This window comes from Thermoflexus hugenholtzii JAD2, assembly GCF_900187885.1.
Classification (GTDB): Bacteria; Chloroflexota; Anaerolineae; order Thermoflexales; family Thermoflexaceae; genus Thermoflexus; species Thermoflexus hugenholtzii.
Genome location: NZ_FYEK01000003.1, coordinates 337,110 through 361,142 on the forward strand (window position 1 = coordinate 337,110; position 24,033 = coordinate 361,142).

Genomic DNA, 24,033 nt, shown 5'->3' on the forward strand with positions numbered 1-24,033 from the left:
GAAGCAATGGGCTTCCCTCGCCCGCGCGTGGTCGTCAGCGCCTGCCTGGGATTCGCCGCCTGTCGGTATGATGGGAGCCTCATCCCCCACCGCGTGGTGGAGGCCATGGGGCGTTATGTGGAGTTCATCCCGGTCTGTCCGGAGGTGGAGATCGGCCTGGGGACGCCCCGGCCGCCGGTGCGGCTGGTGCAGGAAAAGGGGACCGTGCGCCTGATGCAGCCGGACACCGGAAAGGATCTCACCGAGGCCATGCAACGCTTTGCCCGGGCCTTCCTGGACCGCCTGCCTCCGGTGGACGGCTTCCTCCTCAAGAACCGCTCCCCCTCATGCGCCGTCAAGGACGCCATGGTCTACACGGCGGATGGAATGCGGGGACCCGGCCTGCGGGCCGGGCTGTTCGCCGAGGCGGTGCTGGAGCGGTTCGGAGATCTGCCGGTGGAGGACGAAGGGCGTCTCACCAACCGCAGCATCCGGGAGCACTTCTTCACGGCCATCTTCGCCCTCGCGGCGCTGCGAGAGACCCTGGAAGAGGGCAGGATGAAAGACCTCGTGGCCTTTCACACCCGCTACAAGCTGCTGCTGATGGCTTACAGCCCCCGGCGGCTTGGGGAGCTGGGGCGGATCGTCGCGAACCCGGAGCGGGCGCCCCTGGAGACCGTGCGCGCCCGCTACGCGGCCGCCTTCCGCGCCGCCCTGCGCCACCCGCCCCACCGGCCCGTGGTGGTCAATGCCCTCCTGCACGCCTTCGGGTATTTCTCCGATCGCCTGAGCCGGGCGGAGAAGGCCCACTTCCTGGAGACCGTGGCCGCCTACCGGGCGCGGCGGCTGCCTCTGAGCACGCCCCTGGCCTTGCTGCGCTCATGGACCGCCCGCTTCGATGAGCCGTATCTTCGCCAGCAGGCTTTCCTCCTCCCCTTCCCCGAGGAGCTGATCTCCCTGGAGGATTCGGGGCGCGGCGAGGGCTGGGTGTGAGCAGAGGATCGCGGCTGTAGCCGCTCATACAAAAAGGCGGTTTCTGTAGGAGGGGCCTCGGCCCCGAACCTCCGCCTTCGATGGCGCAAGGGTCGCAGCGAAAGCCGCCCCGATAACTCCGAACACCTGACTCCCGACTCAGTCCTGGGCCACCTGAAAGCGGCCGTTCTCAAAGACCACCTTCTGGATGATCCGCTGGTCGACCAGCGGCGTCTCGGGGCGGGCGCACACCACGATCCGCACTCGATCCTTCAACGGCGTCACCACCACCTTGCGGGCCAGGATCTCCTGAACCTGGAAGATCCCCGCCGAGTTGCTCAGGTAGACCGCGATCTCGATGGGCAGATCCCCTCCGTCCCGGATCTCCACCGCATCCACAGCCAATGCGGACACCGAGTGGATGTCCACTTTCCCCAGATCAAAGGCTGCCCGCCCCCGCCCCTTGGTCATGTCTGTGCCGTCGGCGATGGCCACTACCGCGGCCTCCACCGTCAGCGGTGGGGGCGATCCATCGTGGCTGGCGATACACGAGAGGATGAATCCGGTGATCAGCTGCTCCTGCTCGGGATCCGGGTAGATCTCCGGCAGCCAGCGAGGGAGCAACTGAGCGGCCAGGAACACTCCATATTCGATGTGTCCTGCCCGATGCACCATGTTCCCGATGTCATGTAGCATCTCCGCCGCCATCACCACCAGGAAGGCGTCGTCCAGCTCCCCCGCCCCTGACGTCACCACGTCCATGGGAACTTGGTGACGCACCAGCAGCTGCATCATCTGCATCGCCGCAGCAGTAGCCACCCGCGCGTGGACCGGCCCGTGGTCGTTGTAGTTGAGCTTGTAAACGGCCATGTAGTTCGAAAGATCCCAGCACGCCGAGGCCCGCGGATCCCGGACGATGCGCTCATAGAGGTGAGCGGCCCGCGGATAATCCGCCAGGATCCGGCGGATGGTGGCGTCGGCCTGCTCCGCCAGCTGCTGATAATCCGGGGCGATCTCGATGACCACCCCGTGATCCCGATAGGAGATGCGACGCCGCGGCATCCGTACCTTGCTCATCCCCAACCTCCTTCCGGCCCCGCTTCCGCTGAGGAGCCCGCGCGCGAGGATCCTTCCACCATCCCTTTCAGCTCATAGAGTTTGTGGAGCGCCTCCAGCGGGGAAAGGGAATCCGGGTCCAGGTTCCGCAGGGCCTGGACCACGGGGTGCTCGGCGAAAAGGGGCAGGGGCGCAGCGGGGGGCGCCTTGGGCTGAACGGCCGGTTCCCCGCGTTCCAGCCGACGCAACAGCTCCCGCGCCCGCCGGATGACTGCGCGAGGCAGGCCCGCCAGCTCCGCCACGTGGATCCCGTAGCTGCGATCCGCGCCGCCGGGCCGCACCTGATACAGGAAGACGATGCGGCCCTCCACCTCCGCCACCGCCATGTGCGCGTTCCGAACGCGAGGGAGATACGCCGCCAGGGCGGTCAGCTCATGATAATGCGTGGCGAACAGCACCTTGGGCCGCCGCTTCGGATGGTTGTGCAGATGCTCGGCCACCGCCCAGGCGATGGCCAGCCCATCATAGGTGCTGGTCCCCCGCCCGATCTCGTCCAACACCACCAAGCTGTCCGACGTGGCCTGATGCAGGATATAGGCCGTCTCGTTCATCTCGACCATGAACGTCGAGCGGCCCGCGGCCAGCTCATCGTGGGCCCCGATGCGGGTGAAGATCCGATCCACCGGCCGCAGCCGGGCCCGATCCGCGGGCACGAAGGAGCCCACCTGGGCCATCAACACGATCAGGGCCACCTGGCGCAGCAGGGTGCTCTTGCCGGCCATGTTTGGGCCGGTCAGGATCAGGATGCGGCCCTCCGCATCCAGCACGACGTCGTTGGGGACGAAGCGCCCGGCCAGGGCCTGCTCCACCACCGGGTGCCGTCCGCCTCGGATCTCCAGGACGTCCTCCTCGGTCAGCTCGGGGCGGACGTAGCGATGCCGGGCGGCGGCCTCCGCCAAGCTGGCCACCGCGTCCAGATGGGCCAGGGCTTGGGCGATCGCGCGCAGGCGGGGAAGCTCCTCCCCGATCCGGCGACAGAGATCCCGGAACAGCTCGGCCTCCAGCTCCGCCTGGCGGGCTGCTGCGTTCAGGACCTGGGTTTCGTATTCCTTGAGCTCCGGCGTGATGAACCGCTCGGCGTTGACCAGCGTCTGCTTGCGGATGTAGTCCGAAGGCACCGAATGGGCCGCTGCCTTCGAGATCTCGATGTAATACCCGAACACCTTGTTGTAGCCGACCTTGAGGGACCGGATGCCGGTCCGTTCCCGCTCCCGTTGCTCCAGCTCCGCCAGCCACGCCTGGGCCTCCCGGGCGAGGGACCGCCAGCGGTCCAGCTCCTCGGAGAACCCCGGTCGGATTACCCCACCCTCCGAAAGGGTCGCCGGCGGATCGTCCACCAGGGCCCGGCTCAGCAGCTCCAGCAGCTCCGGAAGGGGCTCCAGGCGATCGGCCAGGGGCCGGACGGCCCCCGCGTGCGGGCCCTCCATTCGGCGAAGCAGGGCCTGGATCTCCGGCAACGCCGTGAGGGCCCGGCGCAGCGCCGCCAGGTCCCGGGGGGAGGCGAGCCCGCTCCCGATCCGCCCAGCCAGGCGCTCCAGATCGGGGAACCCGCGCAGGTGCGCTGCCAGACGATCCCGGGCGATGGGATCTTCCACAAAAGCCTCCACCTGATCCAGGCGGGCCTCGATGGCGGCCCGATCCCGCAGGGGTTGCGAGAGCCAGGCTCGCAGCAGCCGACCTCCCATCGGCGTGCGGGTGAAGTCCAGGACCGAAAGGAGGGATCCGCGCCGGCCGCCCCCCGAGGCGCTCTCCACCAGCTCCAGGTTCCGCCGGGTGGCCGGGTCCAGGAGCATATAGCGAGCAGTGGAATACATCTCGATGGAGACCAGCAATGAGAGCGCCTCCGGACGGGTCTCCTGAAGATACTGGAGGATCGCCCCCGCGGCCCGGAGGGCGAGCGGTTGATCCTCCAGGCCGAAGGCGTGCAGTGAAGTCACCCGGAAGTGCTCCAGCAACGCCGTGCGCGCCACCCCGGGCGCGAAGCGATGAGCCGGGAACGGCGTGAAGGCGCAGGCGACCTCTCCGGCCGAGGGCAACGGCGGCGTGGCAGGCTCCCCCGGCGTCACGGGATACAGACACTCCCGGGGCGAGAGACGCAACCACTCGGCCTCCGCCTCTCGCCGGGCCTCCGGGCCCGTCCACTGGGTGGCCGCGAACTGCCCTGTGCTCACCTCGCAATAGGCCAGGCCGATCCCCTCCCCCTCCTCGACCCACGCCGCCAGATAGCTCGGTGCCCGCTCCTCCAGCAACGTCGGCTCCAGGGCGGTGCCCGGGGTCACTACCCGGACCACGCGGCGGGGCATCAGGCCGTTCACCGGTTCGCCGACCTGCTCCGCGATGGCCACGCGATAGCCCCGCTCCACCAGCCGGGCGAGGTAAGCCTCCAGGGCATGGGCCGGGACGCCGGCCAGGGGCACCCGTTGCCCCTTCCCAACCGGCCGGGAGGTGAGCACCAGATCCAGCTCCCGGGCGACGATCTCCGCGTCCGCATCGAAGGTCTCGTAGAAATCGCCCAGCCGGAAGAACAGAATGGCGTCCGGATGCTGGCGTTTCAGATCCAGATACTGGCGTCGGATGGGGGTGAGATCCTCCACGGCACTGCCTCTCCATTCCGCTACGCGAGGTGGAAATTCAGTATAGCCCTTATTTCTCCTTGACACAGCCCCAAGGTTGCCTTATCCTAACGAACGAAAGAAAAGGGTTCTGAGGAAGATAGAGGAATTCCGCCAGGGCTTCGGAGGAGCGCCTTTCGAATGGCGTGGGTTCTGGGTGTCCTCCTCGGGTGGATCGGCCTGCTCCTGACCTATCGGGGCGTGCGGCGCTCCCGCTCCTCGGAGGCGCGTCTGTGGGGGCTGGCCCTCCTCGCCCTGGCCCTCTGGACCTGGAGCGAGAGTCTGATCATCGGCACGTCCGATCCCGAACTGTGCATCCTGGGGTTTCAGGTTCAGGCGCTGGGGGTGGCGGGGGTCGCTCCTTTCTTCCTCTTGGGCGCCCTCCGATATTCCGGCCTCCGCCCTCGTCTCCGCCTCTGGCACCTGATCGGAGTCCTTCTGATCCCCAGCCTGACCGTCCTGCTGGCCTTCACCAACGATGCGCATCACCTCGTCTGGTCCACCTTAGTCGTCCGCCCGGACGGCTCCCTCGCGGTCTCTTACGGGCCCTGGTTCTGGGTGCACACCCTGTTCGCCCTTCTGGCTTTCCTCGGCGCGGTGATCCTCCTGCTTCCAACCCTGATCCACGCTTACCGGGTCGCGTTCCGGGTCCTTGTCGGGTTCCTGCTCGCCGTCGCCCTGGTCATGGTCAGCGTCTTCATGGCGCTGCACGATCCTTCGTATGCGCAGCTCCCCACGGCATGGCGAGGGGCGCCGGCGATCGCGCTGGGGCTGGCCACCGTGTTGCTGGGCCTGATCTTCCAGGCCCTCCCGCGCCTCCGCCCCATCCCCCTCGCCCGGGGCCTGCTCATCGAGAGGATATCCGAAGGGATGATGGTGCTGGATTCGCAGGGTCGGGTGCTCGACCTCAACTCCCGGATGGCCGAGCTGCTGGGACGTCTCCCGACCGAATGCCTCGGCGCGCCGGCGGAGGACCTGCTCCGGGCATGGCCGGAGCTCCGGGATGTATGGCGTGCGGCAGTCCATGAAGGCGGGGAAAGGATCGCAGAGCTCCGCCATCCGGCTCAGGAGCGCTGGTTCCTCTTTTCCATCCATGCGATCCCTTCTCAAGGGGAGCCTGAGGGGTGGCTGGTTCGAGCCAGCGAGATCACCGAACACCGGCGCCAGGCTCTCCGACGCGCCCGCCAGCAGGAGGCGCTGCTGCGCCTGGCCCGGGATCCCCGGATCCAGAACGGGGAGCTCGAGGAGGCCATGGCCCGGATCGCCTGGACGGCCGCGGAGACCCTGCAGGTCCACCGGGTGAACATCTGGCGGCTGGACCCGGCCACCGGCCGCCTGTCCTGTCTGATCCATGTGGAGTGGCCGGAGGGGCGGACGGGGAAGGAAGCGGATCTGCGCGCGGACGAGTTCCCCACATATTTCCGGGCCCTGGAGGAGGGGCGCGCCATCGACGCCTCGGACGCCTGGAGCGATCCGCGAACCTCCGAGCTGCGGGAGCGCTACATGGCGCCTCGGAACATCCGCTCGATGCTGGACGCGCCCATCCGCCAGGGGGGACAGGTGATCGGGGTGATCTGCCATGAGCAGGTCGGGGAGATCCGCATCTGGACTGCGGATGAAATCGCCTTCGCAGCGGAGGTGGCGGATCTCATCGCCCTGGTCTGGAGCAACGCGGAGCGACGGGCCGCGGAGGCCCGGGCCCAGCGCTATGCCCGGCAACTCCAGCTGCTCCAGGGGATCTCCCAGGAGCTCTTCCGCGCCGCAGATGTCGAGCACCTCTACGCGCTGACCCTTCGGGGCGTGCGCGAAGTGCTGGGGGCGGATCGAGCGGCGGTGCTGGTGCGGGATCCAGATGGGGTGGCGCGATTCAAAGCGTGGGAGAACCTCTCCGATGGATACCGGCGCGCCGTCGAAGGACACTGGCCCTGGGACCCCTCGGATCCGAACCCCCGCATCCTCTGGATCCCGGACGCCGCCCAATCCCCCGAGTTGGGGGATGTGGGGGAGGCCGTGCTTCGGGAAGGCATCCGGGCCCTGGCCTTCGTCCCCATCCGGAGCGAGGGGCAGACCTTAGGCAAGCTGATGCTGTATTACGATGCCCCACGCCATCCCGATGAGGACACCCTCCGTCTGGCGGAGACCCTGGCGGACGCCGTGGGCATCGCCCTGCGCCGGCGGCGGGAGATCTGGCTGTGGGAGGCAATGGCGGGAGCGCTCCAGGAGATCCTGAGCACCCCTCCGGAGTTCTCCGAGCGGGTGCGGACGATCCTCCGGGGCGCCAAACGGCTGCTCGGCGGCGACCGCGCGGGCGTCTGGTTCTACGAGCCCATCCGGGAGCAGGTGGCCTGCGCTGGGGCGGATGGGCTTTCGCCGGACTACGTTCAATGGCTCCTGGAGAGTTACCGTCGCGTCCCCGGGGTCCGGGCCATTGAAATCCCCACAGTGATCCATGTCTCAGACGTTCAGACCGATCCGCGCACCCAGGCCGTTCGCGAGCGGCTGCTGCAAGAGGGGTTCCGCGCCTACGTGGTCTTCCCCCTTTGGGCTCCCGCCATGACAGGCAGCCAGTTCCCCTTCCGCGGGGTGCTCACGGTTTACTGGGATACGGTCCGCGCGCTGACGACGGAGGAGCTGTTCATGGGCCAGGCCTTCGCCAACGCCGCCGCCCAGGCCCTGGCCAACGCGTATCTGCTTGAAGAGACCCGGCGGCGTGCTGCTTACGAGGCGGCGCTGCATCAGGTGGCCACCGCGATCCTGCAGGCGGAGGACTTAGAGGGGATCCTTCGTGCCGGCCTGGAGCATGCGCGCGCGGCGGTCGGCCTGCGGATGGGGGAGGTTTATCTGTGGGACGAGAGCGCAGGCTGTCTACGCCTGCACGCGGCGATGGGATTGCCTCCGGATGTCCAAGCCCTTCTGACAGAATGCTACCCGGAGAAAGGCTTGGCGGGACGGGCCTTCGCGGAAGATCGCGTCCTCGTTTATGGGGATCTCACACTGGAAGCCCCGAAGATCACTCTCCCATTGCCACAGGACTTCATCCGGGCATGGATCGGCGTCCCGCTGCACGCCGGTACTCACCCGGTAGGTGTCCTCAGCCTGCACGATCCCGAGCCGCACCTCTTCACCGACCCGGAGATCCGGATGCTCCAGGCGCTGGCCGATCACCTGGCTCTGGCGGTGGAGCGGGCGGCTCTGGTCGAGCGGATGGCCAAGCAAGTTCGGGAGGTCTCTTTGCTCTACGAGGCCAGCGCGAACCTGCTGGCCGCCCAGGAGGTCAATCGGGTGCTGACCCTGCTGGGCCGCTTCCTCTGCGACATCACCGGCGGGACCTATGCGCGCTTCTACCGGTATCGGCCGGAATCCGGGACCCTGGAGGTCCTGATGGAGTTCACGGCCCCGGATGCCGCCCGGAAAGGACCGCCGGGCTGGCCGGAAGGAACCCGGGGGAACCCCCTGGCCGTGCGGATCTCCGTGCTTCGGGAGCGCAGGCCGATCGCCCTCCGGCTCGCGGATCCGGAGGCGGAACGATCGCTGTCGGCGGAGGACCGGGAGACCCTGGCCCGGCTGGGGGTGAGGCGCCTCATGATCCTGCCGCTGGCGGTGGGGACGCGGGTGTTCGGCATTGCGGAAGTATGGGACCGGGTCGGGGACCAGCCCTTCTCCATGAACCAGATTGCCCTGAGCCAGGCCATCGCCAACCATGCGGCGGTGGCCCTCGAGAACGCGCGGCTGCTGGAGGACCTCCGGACGGAGCGCAGCCGGCTGCGGGCGCTCATCGACGCGGCGGTGGACGGCATCCTCCTCATCCGGGCAGGAGGGGAGGTGGTGGAGATCAACCGGGCAGCGGCCCGCCTGCTCTCCCTGGACGGGGAGCCACAATCCTGGATTGGGCGTTCGGTCAGCGACTTGCTCTGCCATCTGAAAGGGCGGCGGCCCGCTCTGGCCCGGGGGTTGGCCCGCTACCTGCGGGCGTGGCGCCGGAACCCGGAAAGCCGTCCCACCGTGGAGCTGGAGGCCGGCCCCTACGCCCTGCGGATCCACGGGGTCCCCATCGCCGAGGGTTCCTCCATCACAGGCTGGCTCCTTTGGATCTACGACATCACGCCGCTGCGGGAGCTGGAGCGCCTGCGCGAGGAGTTCTTCCATATGATCGTCCACGACTTGCGCAACCCCGCGGCCTCCATCCAGACCGCCCTGGACTTCCTGCTGAGCGAAGGGGTGGGTCCGCTGCTGCCGGAGCAACGGGATGTGCTGACCATCGCCCGGGACAACGTGGGGCGCATGCTGCGCATGGTGAACACCATCCTTGATCTGCGCCGGCTGCAATCCGGGCAGGCGATCCTCCAGCGGCGGGCGTTCTCCCTGGCGGAGCAGGTCGCCGGGATCCTGCGAGAGCTCTCCCCCTTGATCCGCGAGAAAACCTTGGAGGTGCGAATGGAGATCCCACCGGATCTCCCACCGGTATGGGCGGATGAGCTGCTGGTGGCGCGGGCGCTTCAGAACCTGCTGGACAACGCCATCAAGTTCACGCCATCCGGTGGGACGATCTGGATCCGGGCAGCGGTGGAGGATGCGAGGGAGATGCGCGTGGAGGTCGCCGACTCCGGGCCCGGGGTGCCACCGGAGCTGCGAGAACGCCTCTTCCAGCCCTTCGTGACCGGGATGACCAAGGGGCGTGGGTTCGGTCTGGGCCTGGCCTTCTGCAAGCTCGCCGTAGAGGCCCACGGCGGCCGGATTTGGGTGGAGGATCGACCCGGAGGCGGCGCCCTGTTCGTGTTCACGCTCCCGCTGGTTCCGCCTTCCCCCGGAAACGGAGGCCCCCGCCGTTGAGAATGTAGGGGCGCAGCGGCGCTACGCCCCTACCCTTGGGCCGCCTCTCGATTTCACGCGGCGCCGTGCGTGGCTTCGGATGGCAGCCAGAATGTAGAGCAAGAGCACAGGGGTCATCCTAAAGACGCAGGCCCTTCACCTGATCCCCCACGATCTGTCCCCGAAAGGGACCTGGCAAAGATGGGCGAGCCTGGGTAAAATTTTTCTGGAATTTTCGGAAATTTTGTGTAGAGGTGGGGGATGGGCGCGCTCACCCGTCGTCAGCGGGAGTTTTTAGCCGCCTTCCTGCGGCTGCATCGGAGGTGGCGTCGGCCCCTCCATTACGCCGTGGTAGCCCGCGCCCTGCGTATCGGCCGGGCGACTGCATATGAGATGCTGGCCTTGCTGGAGCGCATCGGCCTGGTGGAGCGGCGATATGAAAGCCTGGCAGGGCCAGGCCGGCCCCGCGTGGTCTTCCGTCCTACCGCCCACGCGCAACGGATCCTGACCCCGGTGTGGGATGCTGCGGCCTGGCGGAGCGCCCGGGCACGCGTGCAGCAGGAGATCCATACGCTGCAGGCCCGGATGGATCCAGGGGCTCTGCTACGATGGTTGCTCACCATACCGGAGGAGGCACCAGCCGCCGAGGGCATGGCCCGGATGGCTGCTGGGCTGATGCTGGTCTTCCGCCTGCTGGAACAACCCAGCGAGGAGGAGCGAACGCCTCCCCCCCGTCGGGCGCTGGATCTGGGGGCACTGGCCGGATTGAGCGCCGCCCTGGTCGCCCTGACCCACCCCCCGCCCCAGCAGATCCGGGCACTTCTGGCGAAGATCCGCTGGTTCCAGGAGCAATGGGAGCGCCTGGATCCCATGGATCGGCGCCGGCTGTCTCACTTCGCGGCCCAAATCCTGCAAGAAGAGAATGCCCACGAATAAGGGATGCGGATGGGGGAGTGGAGATCTATGGTCAGCGTGATCATCCCAACCCTGAACGAAGCGGCGTATCTCCCCCAACTCCTCGAGGCCCTGGCCCGTCAGACACAGCCGCCGGAGGAGGTGATCGTCGCTGACGCGGGGTCGGAGGATGGGACGCCGAAGATCGCCCGGGCCTGGGGCGCCCGGGTGGTCCCCGGGGGACGACCGGCCGTCGGCCGGAATGCAGGGGCCCGGGCCGCCCGGGGGACGTGGCTGGTCTTCCTGGACGCGGACGTGGTCCCCCGGCCGGATTTCCTGGAGAAGGCACTGCGAGAGATCGAGGCGCGGCGTCTGGATGTGGCCACATGCTTGATGGAGCCCCTGAGCCCCCGGCCGACGGATCGGGTGTTCCACGAGGTGGCCAACGGATATCTGCTGGCGCTCCAATGGATCTCCCCCCGCGCGCCGGGGTTCTGCATTCTGGTTCGCCGCGCCCTCCACGAGGCCATCGGGGGGTTCGATGAAACCCTGGTGCTGGCCGAGGATCACGATTACGTGCGACGGGCGGCCCGCCACGGCCGGTTCGGGGTGCTGACCTCGGTGCGCATCCCGGTCTCCACCCGCCGGGTGGAGGAGGAAGGCGTTTTCCCCCTATTGCTGAAATACCTGTGGGCGGAGGCCCACGTGTGGGCCGGGCGCCCGATCCGGTCGCTTCCGTTCGATTATGCCTTCGGGCATCACCGCCCATCCTCATGCCCATGTGGAGATGCGGAAAAGGAAGAAGAGGAGAAGGAGAGCTGGCTGGCTTGGCCGCCCGCCCTCCATCCCCAATCCATGATACGAAGTATGGGAAGCCGGCCCGCGCGCCTTCTATGGCCCTGGAGGCGGACGCTTCCTTCGGGAGATCGGCCTTTGCCGACCTCCTCTGGAGACCGGTAGGAGGAGCTTTCGCCTCCGACCTTTGGTCGCTGCTGAAGCGGATCCTACCGACATGGATCATTGACACGGGCAAAGCCCCAGCGCGGAGGGTCTGATATGCCGGATCGCCTGCGGAAATGGAACGGCTGGGGTTATGAAGGGGAAGGGATCCCGGCGGAGCGGGTCGCCCGCTGGTTGAAAGCCGTGGAGCCATGGCTACGGATCTCCCTAAAGGACCATCAGCCGCCTCTTCCCCTGGAGTCCCTCCGGATTCCTCCGCCTCGGATCTCTGTGGAGATCCCAGGGTTTAAGGGCGATCTCACAGCCACGCCTTATGAGCGGGCGTTACATGCGGCGGGACGGAGTTTCGGAGATCTGGTGCGGTTGCGGACCGGCCAGGATCTCTGTTTCCCCGACGCTGTGGCCTATCCGGAGGACGAATTGGATCTGCTCCGTCTGCTGGAGAGCGCGGAACGCCAGTCCATCGCGCTCATCCCGTATGGGGGCGGAACCTCTGTCGTTGGCGGGGTGGAGCCCGCTGTTCCACCGGGCTTCCAGGGGGTCCTCTCGGTGGATCTCGCTCGGATGAATCGAATCCGGTACCTCGATCCATCCAGCCGTCGGGTTCGGGTGCAGGTGGGGATTCGCGGGCCGGATCTGGAGGAGGCGCTAAGGGCGCATGGCTTAGCCTTCCGGCATTACCCCCAGTCCTTCCAGATGTCGACACTGGGGGGCTGGATCGCGACGCGGGCGGCGGGGCATTTCGCCACCGCGTGGGGGAGGATCGAGCATCGCGTGGAAAGCCTGCGCGTGCTCACCCCCCGCGGGGTTCTGGAAACCCGCGAGGTCCCTGCCTCGGCTTCGGGGCCGGATGTGCGATCGTGGATCGTGGGGAGCGAGGGGGCGTTCGGATTCATCACCGAGGCGGTGGTGCGGGCGGTGCGGCCACCGGTTGCCAAGCGGGCGGGCGGTTTCCGTTTCCCGGAGTTCTCGGCCGGCCTGGAAGCCTTGCGGAGGATAGTGCAGGCAGGCTTAGCGCCGGCGGTTCTCCGCCTGCTCGACGAGTATGAAGTGGCGATCAGCGCCGCCCTCACCGGTCGTCCGCTGGAGCCAGGCGCACTGCTGCACATCAGCCTGGAGATCGAGGATCCCGAGGACGCGCATCGGGCGGAAGCCAATTGGCGCTCAGCCCTCCGATGGATCGAACGAGCGGGGGGCATTCCGGCGTCGGAGGCGGTGGAGACGTGGAAACAGGCCTACTTCGAACAGCCTTACTGGCGAGACCTCATGATCGACTTCGGCTTGCTCCTGGATACAGTGGAGACCGCTGTGCCATGGTCTCGTGCGGAGAACACCGTGCGGACCGTGCGGGAGCGGTTACTTCAGCGGATCGACCGCTGGTCACCGGTCGGCGGGGTGATGACGCGGGTGACGCACGTATATCCGGATGGCTGCGCGCTGTATTTTACCTTCTTCGCCCGTCCGCCTCGAGAAGCGCTGCGTGAGGCATGGCAGGATCTTCGAGGGACGGCCCTGGAAGCGTTTCTGGAATGCGGGGGGACGATCACCCATCACCATGGAACGGGACGGGACCTCCAGTCCCTTCTGATGGCTGAGCATGGCTCGCTGGCTGTGGATATCCTTCAGAGGGTGAAAGGCGCGCTGGATCCATCCGGGATCATGAATCCGGGCGTGCTGGTGGCCCCCACACCGCATGGGTAGTCCGCGCAGCATCGAAAGACATCTCTTCCCCATGTCTCCTCCGGGCTTTCCTGCCCTCTTGGGAAACCAGAAACCATGACGCTGCAACCCCTTGACAGAATCAGCCACGCCGAGTATCATAAGAAAAAATCTGCACACGTGTGCAATCCCGTGGGCCGACGCACTTCCCGCCAGGTCTCCATCAAGGATATCGCCCGGAAGGCGGGCGTCTCCCACTCCACGGTCTCCCGGGCGTTGCGGGGGAGCCCGTTGGTCAATCCCCGCACGGCGGAGCGGATCCGCCGGCTGGCGGCGCGGATGGGGTATGTCCCGAATGCCGCCGCCCGCAGCCTGGCCACCGCCCGCACCGGCATCGTCGGCCTGGTGATCACCACCCTGGCCGATCCCTTCCTGGCCGAGATCGTCCGCGGCGTGGAGGAGGTGGCCCTGGAGGCGGGCTATCGCCTGTTCCTGGCCACCTCCAACGCCGACCCCGAGCGGGAGCTGGCGGCGGTGCGGGCCCTGGCCGAGAGCCGGGTGGAAGGGGTGATCGTGGCCTCCTCCCGCGTCGGCGAGCTCTACCTCCCGCACCTGGAGGCCCTGGGCGTCCCCATCGTGCTGATCAACAACCAGCGGGAGGAGCCTTTTATCTACTCGGTGGCTTCGGACAGCTATCAGGGAGCGGTGCAGGCGATCTCTTACCTGGTGGCGCTGGGCCACACCCGCATCGCCTACATCGCCGGGCCGCCCACCGCCCGCTCGAACCGGGAGCGCCTGGCCGGCTACCGGGAGGCGATGGCCCGGGCCGGGCTCCCGGTGGACCCCGCCTGGATCGCCGAGGGGAACGGCCGGCCGGAGGGCGGGGAATGGGGATTGCGCCGCCTGCTGGAGGCCCCGCGTCCGCCAACGGCCGTGTTCTGCTACAACGACATGACCGCCATCGGGGCCCTGCGGGCCGCCCGGGCGGCCGGCCTGCGGATCCCGGACGATCTCTCGATCATCGGGTTCGACGACATCCTCTTCGCCTTCTACACGGAGCCCCCGCTGACCACGGTCGCCCAGCCCAAGTATGAGATGGGGCGGACCGCGATGAGCATGCTGCTGCGCCTGCTACAGGGGGAACGAACGCCGACGCATCTGCGCCTGCCCTGCCGGCTGGTGGAGCGCGCTTCATGCGGCCCGCCCCCGGAGGAAGGGATGGATCTTCTCCCCCAATCCCTCACAGAAAGGAGGTTGCCATGATCCGTCACGCCCACCGCTGGATCCTGATCCTGTTGGCCCTCGCCCTGCTGGCCGGAGCATGCGCCCCGGCCACGCCCGCCCCCACCCCGGTGCAGAAGGAGTTCACCTTCTACATCGTCTCTCACGGCGGCCCCGCGGACCCCTTCTGGGGCGTGGTCCTCAAAGGGATGAACGACGCGGCGAAGGTCTACCCGGTGGAGGCGAAATACTTCGGCCCCGAGAAGTTCTCCATCCAGGAGCTGGTTAACCTCCTCAACAGCGCCATCGCCGCCAAGCCCGACGGCCTGGCGGTGACCATCACCGACCCCAAGGCCCTGGATGAGCCGCTGCGCCGGGCCATCCAGCAGGGGATCCCCGTGGTGGCCATCAACGTCGCCGATCCCCGTCCAGAAGGCGAGCGCATCCCCTATATGTTCTACATCGGCATGGACGAATACCTGGGCGGGGTGCGGGCGGCCCAGCGGATGCTTGCCGTGCGCACGCCCAAGCGGGCGGTGTGTGCCATCCACGAGGTCGGCCACGTGGGCCTCGAGGCCCGTTGCCAGGGCTTCCTGGATGAGATGAGCAAGAAGAACGTGCCGGTGGAGAAGCTGGACATCGGCACGGACCCCACCAAGGCCGTGGAGGCCCTGAAGGCCTACTTCACCCGCAACCCCGACACCGACGCCCTACTCACCCTCGGCCCCCTGGGCACGGACCCGGCGGTGAAGTTCCTGAAGGAGGACAACCTGGTCGGCAAGGTGCTCCACGGCACCTTCGACCTGCACCCCGGGACGCTGTCGGCGATCAAGGAGGGGGTGACGCTGTTCGCCATCGATCAGCAGCAGTATCTGCAGGGCTACATGGCCATCACCTGGCTCTATCTCTACAAGAAATACGGGCTGCGCCCGGCCAACGACGTGCTCACCGGGCCCGGGTTCGTGGACAAAGACAACGTGGGCCTGGTGGAGGAGCTGATCAAGCAAGGGATCCGCTGATCGGTGAAGACCTTGGCGAGGGGGGTGGGGATCCCCACCCCCCTCGCCGGATCGGATATCCCTCGCCCGACGACCCGCGGAGCGTTCCAGATGGATCCTGAGATGGTCCAGGCTCGATCCCGCTGGCAGACGTATGCGCAGCGTTGGGCCCAGATTGTCCGCCTGTCTGGATGGCGGCGCTATCCGGAGGTGGGGGCGCTGGCTGGATTCCTCGCGGTCTTTATCGGGTTCTCGGTGATCGCCCCTTACTTCCTGACCCTGGGCTCCCTGGCCGGGATCATGACCATCGCCGCCGAGCTGGGCTTGGTGGCGGTCGGCGTCACCCTGCTGATGATCGCCGGGGAGTTCGACCTCTCCGTCGGATCGGTGCTGGGGGTTTCATCCATGGCCTTCGCCCTGATGGTCCGGGCGGGGTGGCCGCACCTTGTGGCCTTCGGGTCCGCCCTGGCCCTGGCGGCGGCCATCGGGGCGCTGAACGGCTGGGTGGTAACCCGCGGCCGATTGCCTTCCTTCATTGTGACCCTGGGATCTATGATGTTCTGGCGCGGGGTCCTGCTGGCGGTGACGGGCGGATTCCCCATCGCTTACGAGGGGACATCCTCCCTCATGTTCGCCCTCTCGGGGCGGCTGCCCGGAGGCTTCCACGCCTCTGCCCTCTGGTTCCTGGCCATTGCCGGGATCGCCACGGTAGTCCTCACCCGCACCCCCTTCGGCAACGCGGTGTTCGCCGCCGGTGGGAACCCCCAGGCGGCCCGGGCCCTGGGGGTGGAGGTCCACCGGGTCAAGCAGATCGGCTTCGTCCTGACGGCCGTGCTGGCCGCCCTGGCCGGGATCATCCAGTTCAGCCGCTTCGGCTCCGTAGACCCCCTACGAGGGGAGGGGGTGGAGCTGGAGGCCATCGCGGCCACGGTGACCGGGGGGACCCTGCTCACCGGCGGCTACGGCAGCGTGATCGGGACGGTGCTGGGGGCGCTCATCGTGGGGATGGTGCGCAACGGGCTGGTGCTGGCCGGGGCGCCCGCCTACTGGTATCGCGCCTTCATCGGCCTGGTCCTGGTGCTCGCGGTGATCATCAACCTGCGGATCCGGCGATCTGCCGGAGCATAAGCGAGCGCCCGGCCTCTGGAAGGTGGATCCCCTGTGGTGCAGGAGAGGACGATGACCGCAGGTCGCTGGCTGGTGGAGATGCGAAGGATCGTCAAACGGTTCGACGGTGTGGAGGCCCTGGCCGGGGTGGATTTCGCGGTGGGCTATCAGGAGGTGGTGGGCCTGCTGGGGGATAACGGGGCCGGCAAATCCACCCTGATCAAGATCCTCACCGGGGTCTATCCGCCGGACGCGGGGGAGATCTACTTCGAGGGACGGCCGGTCCGCTTCCGCTCGCCCCGGGAGGCCCGGGCCCTGGGCATCGAGACGGTCTATCAGGACCTGGCCCTGGTGGAGAGGATGAGCATCGCCCGCAACTTCTTCCTGGGCCGGGAGCCGGTGCGACGGATCGGGCCGCTCGCGTTCCTGGACATGAAGGAGATGGAGCGGGTGACCCGGCAGGTCCTGGAGGAGATCGGCATCCGCGTGCGTTCGGTGTGGGAGCCGGTCTCCGCCCTCTCCGGCGGCGAACGCCAGTCCATCGCCATCGGCCGCGCCCTCCATTTCGGCGTCCGCCTGCTGATCCTCGATGAACCCACCTCCGCCCTCTCCATTAAGGAAACCCGAAAGGTGCTGAGTTATGTGGAGGAGGTGCGCCGCCGGGGGCTCTCAGTGATCTTCATCACCCATAACATCTATCACGTCTATCCGGTGGCCGACCGGCTGGTCATCCTGAGCCACGGCCGCAAAGTCGGGGATTTCCCTAAACACCAGATCTCGCCTGAGCAGGTGGCGGAGCTCATCGCGGGCGGGATCACCATCCCGGAGGAGGAGAAGCCATGAAAGCGGTGGTGGTGGAAGCGAAATGGGATCCCCGTCCGGATTACCCGCTCTCGGATTGGGAGCGCGAAACCGGCAAGGCGATCACCGGGTCCAGCATCTGGCGGCAGCCCCGCTTCTCGATCCAGGAGGTCCCGGACCCCACCCCGGGCCCGGATGAGGTGGTGATCCGGGTGAAGGCCTGCGGGGTGTGCGGGTCGGATCTCCATTTCTACGAGACCGACCCGGAGGGCTACATCCTGTATCCCGGCCTGGTGAAGTTCCCGGTGATCCCGGGCCACGAGTTCTCCGGGGAAGTGGTGGCGGTGGGAAAGGAAGTCCGGGATCTGCGGCCCGGGGACATGGTGACATCGGAGGAGATGCTGTGGTGCGGGGTCTGCATGCCATGCCGCAGCGGCTTCTTCAACCACTGCACCAACCTGGAGGAGCTGGGCTTCACCGTGCCCGGAGCCATGGCCGAGTATGTGGCGGTCAAGGCCAAATACTGCTGGAAGATCAATGCGATTGCTGAACGCTACGGCGACGTCGACAAAGCCTACGAAGCGGGGTCGCTGGTGGAGCCCACCAGCGTGGCCTATAATGGGATTTTCGTCCGCGCGGGCGGGTTCCGGCCGGGGGCTTATGTGGCCGTCTTCGGGGCGGGGCCCATCGGCCTGGCGGCCATCGCCCTCTCCCGGGCGGCAGGGGCCGGCAAGGTGATCGCCTTCGACGTGAGCGCGCCGCGACGGGAGATGGCCCGGCGGATGGGAGCGGACATCGCCCTGGATCCCCGGGAGGTGGCCCCCAGCGAAGCGGTGCGGGAGCTCACCCGAGGGGAGGGAGCCGACCTGTTCGTCGAGGCGGCGGGGGCCCCTACGCGGACGCTGCCGGAGATGGAGAAGGCCCTGGCCATCAACGGCCGCATCGTGGTCATCGGCCGGGCGGCGGAGCGGGTGCCGCTGTATCTGGAAACCCTGCAGGTGCGGCGGGGACAGATCTTCGGCTCCCAGGGCCACTCGGGCGACGCCATCTTCCCCAGCGTGATCCGGATGATGGCCGCCGGCTTGATCGACATGACCCGCATCATCACCGCCCGTTATCCCCTGGACCGCGCGGTGGAGGCGGTGGAGCGGTTGAGCCGGCGGCTCGACGCCAAGATCACCATCAAGCCGGACCTGCGGGAAGTTCCGCAAGTGGAGCCGGCCGCCGCGACGGTGGCCTGAAGGAGGCATCTCATGACGGGGACCCGTATGCCGGCCATCGTCTTCCAAGGGGAAGGACGCTGGGCGCTGGAGGAGCGGCCTCAGCCTTCCATCCGGCAACCGGACGAGGTGCTTCTCCAGGTAGAATCCTGCGGCATCTGCGGCACGGATCTGCACATCCTGGAGGTGCCCCCGGGACATCCGGCCACCCCCGGTGTGATCCTGGGCCACGAGGTGATCGGCCGCGTCGTGGAGGTGGGGCCGGCGGTGACCCACCTGCGGCCGGGAGATCGGGTGGCGGTGGCCCCAAACCTGTATTGCGGCGTCTGCCGGTTCTGCCAGCGCGGGCTTTACAACCATTGCGAACAGTTCACCACCTTAGGGGTCTTCCTGGACGGAGGCCTGGCGCCCTACGAAGTGGCCCCCGCGCGGGCCCTGTTCCCGATCTCCCCGGAGGTCCCCCTGGAGCGGGCGATCTTCACGGAGGTGCTCTCCACAGTGGTGGGCGGCACTCTGCAGATCCGCCTCCACCCCGGAGAATCGGCGGTGGTGCTGGGGTGCGGGCCGGTGGGGCTGCTGTTCATCCAGGTCCTCCGGGCGGGCGGGGCCGGCGCCCTGATCGCGGCGGACATCGCGCCCTTCCGCCGGGAGTTCGCCCGACAGATCGGGGCGGATGTGGTGGTGGACCCCCGGGTGGAGGATCTGGAGGGGGTCGTGCGGGAAACCACTGGAATCGGGGCCGATGTGGTGGTGGACGCGGTGGGCTCACTGATGACGACCGCGCTGCGGCTCGCCCGGCCGGGAGGAACAGTGGTCCTTTTCGGCATGAACGCCCGGGCCCGGGCGGAGGTCGCCCAGTATGAGATCACCCGGCGGGAGCTGCGGGTGGTGGGCAGCTACGTCGGCCGTCACACCTTCCCTCTGGCCATCCAGATGCTGGAGCGCGGGGTGATCCGCCCCGAGACGCTGGTCACCCACCGCCTGCCGCTCTCCCGCTTCGGGGAGGGGCTGGAGCTGCTGCGCCGGGGAGAGGCGGTGAAGGTGATGATGGTGCCCGCTTGAGAGACAGACCGTCCACGGATACACCAACGGCGGGAGGTTCGCGATGGGCAAGTGGCAGATCCCACCGGAAGGCGGCCACATGGATCGGCCGACGGGGATTTACTTCCAGAACATGACCGGCAAGCAGGTCATGGAGCGCCTGAAGCAGAACGACCTGATCATCATCCCGGTGGGCGCGACGGAGGCCCACGGCCCCCACGCGCCCTATGGAGAGGACGTCTTCCTGGTCACCCGGATGGCCGAACAGGTGGCCCTGCGCACCGGGTGCACGGTGAGCCAGCCGTTGTGGTTCGGCTCCCATCCGTATCACCACATGGGGATGCCGGGGACCATCGTGGTGCCGGAGGATGTGTTCGTCGGGATGCTCACGGCCATCATCGCCGGGTTCTGGAACGCCGGCTTCCGCAAGCAGATCATTCTCAACGGCCACGGCCAGGAATATGTCATCCCCATCGCCATCCACCGCTTCGCCAAGACCTACAAGGTGCCCGCGGTCATCGTCAACGTCAACTGGTATCACGCCATCCCCGATCATTTCAAGCTGAAATCCGAAGGCGGACCCTACGAGACCCACTTCATCCACGGGGATGAGGTGGAGACCAGCTGGAGCCTGGCCCTGTTCCCTGAGTTCATCCGTATGGAGGACGCGGTGGACACGGAGCCTTACAGCTTCCTGCCCACCGACAGCGAGCACATCGACAAGGCGGGGAACCTGTTGCGCAAGCCCATCGCCTGGTACGCCCAGGTGGGCTTGCGCCCCATCGAGGTGAAGGCCTACCAGCCGGGCGTGGTGGGCAAGGCCACCCTGGCCAGCGCCGAGAAGGCCAAACCCGGGGTGGAGCAGCTCTTGGACTACCTGGAGAAGCTGGTGCGGGACATCCTGGAGGCGTTCCCGCCGGGGAAGCTGCCCCCGCTGGAGGGGGTGACCGAGCGGGAGCGGGAGATGCTGGAGCCCTACCTCAAGATGCCCTTCGAGCCCGGCTGGCGCAGCCTGTATGAGCTCCATTACCCGATGTGAGCGGCAGCGTCCGGGAGGAGGCAGCGCTCTTCTATGATGCTCTCCCCAGAGGCCCTTGCGGAAGGATTGCGCCTGTATGGGCTCCATCTGATCGTGGGATCCATCCGGGAGCTCCCCGACGGCGGGGCGATCTTCGCCGCCCGTCAGGGAAGCGAGCGACGGATCGGATGGATCGGGGAGACATCCCCCTTCCCCGCCCCGGATCCGCGCATGTCGATGCGCGTCCAGGAGCATCTCGTGTGGATCCACCCCTGGACGTGGGCCCATTATCGCATCCTGCGGGAGCGCCTCCCAGCCCTGTCCCCCACGCGGTGCGATCGGCCCGCCTCCTTCGGGGCGGGGGATCGCCTGGGGATGGCCACGGCGGCTCAGATCGCCGCCCTGGAGCGCTACCCGGTCTTCCCGGTGCTGGCCCAGCAGTCCCCCCGGGAGCTCGCCCGCACCGGCCGGGATTTCCGCTCGGTCCTGCTCGACGCCGCGTGGGGGGTCTTCGCCTCCGGATTCGCGGGCCCCTTCGGCGCCGATGCGGATCACCTCCAGGATGACGAACAGCTGCGCGCGGCGGCCGAGGCCGGTTACTCCCTTTACACGTTCGATCTGCGCCGGGCCCTGGCCCGGGGCCCCCGTCCGTGGGAGGCGCTTTCGCCCCTCGCCCGCTCGGTGGTCGCCGAGCTGGCGGACCGGCGGGTCGAGGCGCCACAGGGCCCGCGAACGCTGGAGGAATCGGCCCTGCGGGCCGCAGCCTGCCGCTACGAGCCGGCCCTGGAGGAGGTGGTCCGCGGGGCCGAGATCCTCCGCGATCAGGGGATCGACGCCGACCTGGAGGTGTCGGTGGACGAGACCGAGGAGGAAACCACCCCGGAGGCCCATGCCTTCATCGCCGTGTATCTGCAACGGCGCGGGGTGGCCCTCTGGAGCCTGGCCCCCCGCTTCCCGGGGGTCTTCGAGAAGGCCGTCGATTATGAGGGGGAGGTGGAACGCTTCGCGCAGGCAGCCGCCCTCCACACCGCCGTGGCCCGGACCTTCGGGGGCCACCGGCTCAGCCTGCACTCCGGCAGCGAGAAGTTCCGCATCCTCCCGGTCTTCCGAGAGGCAACCGGAGGACGTTTCCACGTGAAAACCTCGGGGACCACCTGGCTGCAGGCGGTGCGGGTGGTGGCGCGGGCCGTCCCCGCTCTCTTCGCGGAGCTCTACGCCATCGCCCGGGCGCATCTGGAGGAGAGCCGCCGGGATTACCCCATCGCGCTGCAGCCGGAGGCGCTGCCCCCTGCCCTCCCCGACGATCCCGAAGCCGCGCTGGCCGACCGCGCCGTGCGACAGCTTTTCCACATCTCTTACGGCGTGCTGTTGCGCGAGCGAGGGCCCGCGATCCGGGCACTCCTGGAGGCCCACGAGGCGGAACACTTCACCGCCGTCCGGGAGAACCTGGAGCGCCACTTAGAGGCATTGCTAAAATAGATCGGGGGTGAGAGAGCCCAACGTGCTCCACCTCAACGATTCGTCAGTCCAACGGAGGGATAAATAAATGAGCTTCACAGGCCCGAGCCGATCGCCGTGAAAGCGCTTCCGGGATATCGACTCTGGATCCGGTATTCGGATGGCGGAGTCTGAGGAACGCAGGCGGCGCGTGCGTCCTCCCGGATAGCCCGTTTGTTAGCACGCGAGCATGACAAATGAGTCCAAGATTCAAGATTCTCGGCGAGATCAGAGACATTGAGACCATCGCATCAGGCCGAGGCGTGTATATCCGACGCCATCTGGAACGCATTTACGGCCGAGGGCGATGGCGGAAAATGAAAGGCATCGCCATCGTCGAGCTTCCGGATGGCACAATCTGTGAAGCAGAAATACACTGGTATGAGGCCCATGGAATAGGCCGCCGAGATTTCAAAATCAAGAGGGTGATCCGATGAGCGAATTTGTCATATGCATCAACAATGAAGGGAATCCGGCCAGCCTGATTGTCGGCAAAGTGTATCGCAGGCTGCCTGATCCAGAAGCGGAGTCCCACCATATGATTCGCATCATCGATGAGGACCTATCGGAGCCCGATGGGTATCTCTACCCCGCATCCATGTTTGTGCCTGTGGAACTGCCGGAGGAAGCGAAGCGGATATTCACGGCGATAGGAAACCGTACTGAATAACGATCCGCCAGCCCAACGGAAGAATGGATGAGTGAGCTTCGCAGGCCCGAGCCGATCGCCGTGAAAGCGCTTCCGGGATATCGACTCTGGATCCGATATTCAGATGGCGTAGAAGGCACGCTGGATCTCTCGGACCTGGTTGGGAAAGGCGTCTTCGCGGCATGGGAGAACGAACAGGAGTTTGAGAAAGTCCATATCGGATCCGGCGGGGAGATCTCCTGGGGTGAGGAGATCGAGATATGCCCGGACGCGTTGTATCTGCGGATCACCGGGAAGCGGCCGGAAGATCTGTTCCCAAGGTTGCGAGAACTGGTTCAGCAGCATGCCTGAGAGCTGCGGGAACGCGCTGTGCAACACCAGCTGCTCTATCGCCTGCCTCCTCTCGAATGAGCATCCCCTGGAAGATCGATCCACCTCGATCCTTAGTGGAGAAGGATAGCCGCTATGCGTCCGCGCATCGCCATCGTGAACTCCAGCAGCTTCGGCCGCTACTTCCCGGAGCACCTGGAGCGCCTATCCACCCTGGGGGAGGTCCGGCGGCTGGACTTCCCCCCGCACATCGATGGCTGGGCCCTGGCTGAGGCGCTCCGCGGCTTCCCGATCCTCATCGTGAGCGTCACCCCGCGGTTCGGCCCGGAGTTCTTCGCCCATAAGGACGAAACCTGGTTGATCGCCCGTCACGGCATCGGCGTCGACAACATCCACCTCCCCTCCGCCACCGCCCACGGGGTCCTGGTCACCCGGGTGACGCCCTGGATGGAACGGGAGGCGGTGGCGGAGCTCACCGTCGGGCTGCTGCTCGCCCTGCTCCGCCGCATCCCCGAGGCTGCCGCCGCGGTCCGGGCGGGCCGTTGGACGGAGCGGGCGGCCTTCGTCGGATGGGAGCTCCGGGGCAAAACCGTAGGGCTCATCGGCTTCGGGAACATCGGAAGCCGGGTGGGGGAGATCCTGGCCCAGGGCTTCCGCGCCCGGGTGCTGGCCTATGACCCGAACGTGCCGCCGGAGGCGATCCGGGCGGCGGGGGCTGAGCCGGCGGACCTGGAGACCCTCCTTCGGGAGGCCGACATCCTCTCCCTCCACGCCGCCCTCACGGAGGAGAACATCCGTATGCTCTCCGGCGAGGCCTTCGCGAAGATGAAGCCGGGCGTGATCCTGGTGAACACGGCCCGGGGGGAGCTGATCGATGAGGCCGCCCTGATCGCCGCCCTGGAGGAAGGACGGGTGGCTGGCGCGGCGCTGGATGTGATGACGGAGGAGCCCATTCCCGCAGACCATCCCTTGCTGCGCTTTCCCAACGTGCTCATCGTCCCCCACATCGCCGCGTATACCCGTGAGACCCTGCGGCGGATGGGGGAGAAAGTGATCTCCGATGTGGAACGGGTGCTGCGCGGGGAGATCCCGGAGGAAGTGGTGAACCCCGAGGTCCTTCCCCATGCCCGGGCCTGGCGACGATGATCGG

The 24,033-nt window shown here is 67.4% G+C and carries 19 protein-coding genes; 17 read left to right on the top strand and 2 right to left on the bottom strand.

Annotated features, from left to right (window positions below; translation table 11 throughout):
* Positions 1–6 precede the first annotated feature (6 nt).
* A complete protein-coding gene (locus CFB18_RS02045; protein ID WP_088570135.1) occupies positions 7–972 on the top strand; it encodes a YbgA family protein in 966 nt (321 codons plus the stop codon).
* A gap of 138 nt (positions 973–1,110) precedes the next feature.
* Here CFB18_RS02045 and CFB18_RS02050 read toward each other — a convergent pair whose 3' ends face one another.
* Both CFB18_RS02050 and mutS read right to left on the bottom strand, forming a co-directional pair.
* Positions 1,111–2,028, bottom strand: coding sequence for an HD domain-containing protein (locus CFB18_RS02050; protein ID WP_200808032.1), 918 nt, complete (start codon positions 2,026–2,028; stop codon positions 1,111–1,113).
* Complete coding sequence (gene mutS / locus CFB18_RS02055) at positions 2,025–4,661, bottom strand: DNA mismatch repair protein MutS (RefSeq protein WP_088570136.1); 2,637 nt, start codon at positions 4,659–4,661, stop codon at positions 2,025–2,027. The genes CFB18_RS02050 and mutS overlap by 4 nt, the downstream gene beginning before the upstream one ends.
* Positions 4,662–4,820: 159 nt before the next feature.
* Here mutS and CFB18_RS02060 point away from each other — a divergent pair, with 159 nt between their 5' ends.
* From CFB18_RS02060 to CFB18_RS02135, 16 genes are all read left to right on the top strand, one after another.
* Entirely contained in the window at positions 4,821–9,509 is a 4,689-nt protein-coding gene (locus CFB18_RS02060) for a GAF domain-containing protein (protein WP_088570137.1), read from the top strand.
* A gap of 240 nt (positions 9,510–9,749) precedes the next feature.
* Positions 9,750–10,424 carry a helix-turn-helix domain-containing protein gene (locus CFB18_RS02065; protein ID WP_088570138.1) on the top strand — a complete coding sequence of 225 codons (675 nt, stop codon included), beginning with the start codon at positions 9,750–9,752 and terminating at the stop codon, positions 10,422–10,424.
* A gap of 27 nt (positions 10,425–10,451) precedes the next feature.
* The gene (locus tag CFB18_RS02070; RefSeq protein ID WP_159461526.1) at positions 10,452–11,342 is read left to right on the top strand and encodes a glycosyltransferase; all 891 of its coding nucleotides are present in this window, start codon (positions 10,452–10,454) and stop codon (positions 11,340–11,342) included.
* A gap of 96 nt (positions 11,343–11,438) precedes the next feature.
* Positions 11,439–13,043: an FAD-binding oxidoreductase gene (locus CFB18_RS02075; RefSeq protein ID WP_088570140.1), complete on the top strand. Its 1,605-nt coding sequence runs from the start codon at positions 11,439–11,441 to the stop codon at positions 13,041–13,043.
* 150 nt (positions 13,044–13,193) lie between these two features.
* Positions 13,194–14,264, top strand: a complete 1,071-nt coding sequence (locus CFB18_RS02080) for a LacI family DNA-binding transcriptional regulator (RefSeq protein ID WP_159461527.1) — start codon at positions 13,194–13,196, stop codon at positions 14,262–14,264.
* Complete coding sequence (locus tag CFB18_RS02085; protein WP_088570142.1) at positions 14,261–15,241, top strand: sugar ABC transporter substrate-binding protein; 981 nt, start codon at positions 14,261–14,263, stop codon at positions 15,239–15,241. Before CFB18_RS02080 ends, CFB18_RS02085 begins: the two co-directional genes overlap by 4 nt.
* Before the next feature lie 90 nt (positions 15,242–15,331).
* Positions 15,332–16,348 (top strand): ABC transporter permease, encoded by a 1,017-nt coding sequence (locus tag CFB18_RS02090; protein ID WP_200808033.1) that lies wholly within the window; start codon positions 15,332–15,334, stop codon positions 16,346–16,348.
* Positions 16,349–16,399: 51 nt separating this feature from the next.
* The gene (locus CFB18_RS02095) at positions 16,400–17,170 is read left to right on the top strand and encodes an ATP-binding cassette domain-containing protein (protein ID WP_088570143.1); all 771 of its coding nucleotides are present in this window, start codon (positions 16,400–16,402) and stop codon (positions 17,168–17,170) included.
* The gene (gene iolM, locus CFB18_RS02100) at positions 17,167–18,369 is read left to right on the top strand and encodes a scyllo-inosose 3-dehydrogenase (RefSeq protein WP_088570144.1); all 1,203 of its coding nucleotides are present in this window, start codon (positions 17,167–17,169) and stop codon (positions 18,367–18,369) included. Before CFB18_RS02095 ends, iolM begins: the two co-directional genes overlap by 4 nt.
* Before the next feature lie 12 nt (positions 18,370–18,381).
* The gene (locus tag CFB18_RS02105; RefSeq protein ID WP_088570145.1) at positions 18,382–19,410 is read left to right on the top strand and encodes an alcohol dehydrogenase catalytic domain-containing protein; all 1,029 of its coding nucleotides are present in this window, start codon (positions 18,382–18,384) and stop codon (positions 19,408–19,410) included.
* Positions 19,411–19,453: 43 nt separating this feature from the next.
* Entirely contained in the window at positions 19,454–20,428 is a 975-nt protein-coding gene (iolN, locus tag CFB18_RS02110; RefSeq protein ID WP_088570146.1) for a 3-dehydro-scyllo-inosose hydrolase, read from the top strand.
* Between the two features lie 33 nt (positions 20,429–20,461).
* Complete coding sequence (locus tag CFB18_RS02115; protein ID WP_088570147.1) at positions 20,462–21,886, top strand: tagaturonate epimerase family protein; 1,425 nt, start codon at positions 20,462–20,464, stop codon at positions 21,884–21,886.
* Positions 21,887–22,101: 215 nt separating this feature from the next.
* Entirely contained in the window at positions 22,102–22,341 is a 240-nt protein-coding gene (locus CFB18_RS16445; protein WP_088570148.1) for a hypothetical protein, read from the top strand.
* The gene (locus CFB18_RS02125) at positions 22,338–22,574 is read left to right on the top strand and encodes a hypothetical protein (RefSeq protein WP_088570149.1); all 237 of its coding nucleotides are present in this window, start codon (positions 22,338–22,340) and stop codon (positions 22,572–22,574) included. The genes CFB18_RS16445 and CFB18_RS02125 overlap by 4 nt, the downstream gene beginning before the upstream one ends.
* A gap of 27 nt (positions 22,575–22,601) precedes the next feature.
* Positions 22,602–22,904: a DUF2442 domain-containing protein gene (locus CFB18_RS02130; protein ID WP_088570150.1), complete on the top strand. Its 303-nt coding sequence runs from the start codon at positions 22,602–22,604 to the stop codon at positions 22,902–22,904.
* 114 nt (positions 22,905–23,018) lie between these two features.
* On the top strand, positions 23,019–24,029 hold the full coding sequence (locus tag CFB18_RS02135; protein WP_088570151.1) for a D-isomer specific 2-hydroxyacid dehydrogenase family protein: 1,011 nt from the start codon (positions 23,019–23,021) through the stop codon (positions 24,027–24,029).
* Positions 24,030–24,033: the final 4 nt, after the last annotated feature.

What these genes read in the sequence shown, in the direction of transcription:
- CFB18_RS02060 (WP_088570137.1), top strand. Translation starts at nt 4,821, where the DNA reads ATGGCGTGGGTTCTGGGTGTCCTCCTCGGGTGGATCGGCCTGCTCCTG.
- CFB18_RS02085 (WP_088570142.1), top strand. Translation starts at nt 14,261, where the DNA reads ATGATCCGTCACGCCCACCGCTGGATCCTGATCCTGTTGGCCCTCGCC.
- iolM (WP_088570144.1), top strand. Translation starts at nt 17,167, where the DNA reads ATGAAAGCGGTGGTGGTGGAAGCGAAATGGGATCCCCGTCCGGATTAC.
- CFB18_RS02050 (WP_200808032.1), bottom strand. Translation starts at nt 2,028, where the DNA reads ATGAGCAAGGTACGGATGCCGCGGCGTCGCATCTCCTATCGGGATCAC.
- CFB18_RS16445 (WP_088570148.1), top strand. Translation starts at nt 22,102, where the DNA reads ATGAGTCCAAGATTCAAGATTCTCGGCGAGATCAGAGACATTGAGACC.
- CFB18_RS02090 (WP_200808033.1), top strand. Translation starts at nt 15,332, where the DNA reads ATGGATCCTGAGATGGTCCAGGCTCGATCCCGCTGGCAGACGTATGCG.
- CFB18_RS02115 (WP_088570147.1), top strand. Translation starts at nt 20,462, where the DNA reads ATGATGCTCTCCCCAGAGGCCCTTGCGGAAGGATTGCGCCTGTATGGG.
- CFB18_RS02065 (WP_088570138.1), top strand. Translation starts at nt 9,750, where the DNA reads ATGGGCGCGCTCACCCGTCGTCAGCGGGAGTTTTTAGCCGCCTTCCTG.
- CFB18_RS02105 (WP_088570145.1), top strand. Translation starts at nt 18,382, where the DNA reads ATGACGGGGACCCGTATGCCGGCCATCGTCTTCCAAGGGGAAGGACGC.
- CFB18_RS02125 (WP_088570149.1), top strand. Translation starts at nt 22,338, where the DNA reads ATGAGCGAATTTGTCATATGCATCAACAATGAAGGGAATCCGGCCAGC.
- CFB18_RS02045 (WP_088570135.1), top strand. Translation starts at nt 7, where the DNA reads ATGGGCTTCCCTCGCCCGCGCGTGGTCGTCAGCGCCTGCCTGGGATTC.
- CFB18_RS02135 (WP_088570151.1), top strand. Translation starts at nt 23,019, where the DNA reads ATGCGTCCGCGCATCGCCATCGTGAACTCCAGCAGCTTCGGCCGCTAC.
- iolN (WP_088570146.1), top strand. Translation starts at nt 19,454, where the DNA reads ATGGGCAAGTGGCAGATCCCACCGGAAGGCGGCCACATGGATCGGCCG.
- CFB18_RS02095 (WP_088570143.1), top strand. Translation starts at nt 16,400, where the DNA reads ATGACCGCAGGTCGCTGGCTGGTGGAGATGCGAAGGATCGTCAAACGG.
- CFB18_RS02075 (WP_088570140.1), top strand. Translation starts at nt 11,439, where the DNA reads ATGCCGGATCGCCTGCGGAAATGGAACGGCTGGGGTTATGAAGGGGAA.
- CFB18_RS02130 (WP_088570150.1), top strand. Translation starts at nt 22,602, where the DNA reads ATGAGTGAGCTTCGCAGGCCCGAGCCGATCGCCGTGAAAGCGCTTCCG.
- CFB18_RS02070 (WP_159461526.1), top strand. Translation starts at nt 10,452, where the DNA reads ATGGTCAGCGTGATCATCCCAACCCTGAACGAAGCGGCGTATCTCCCC.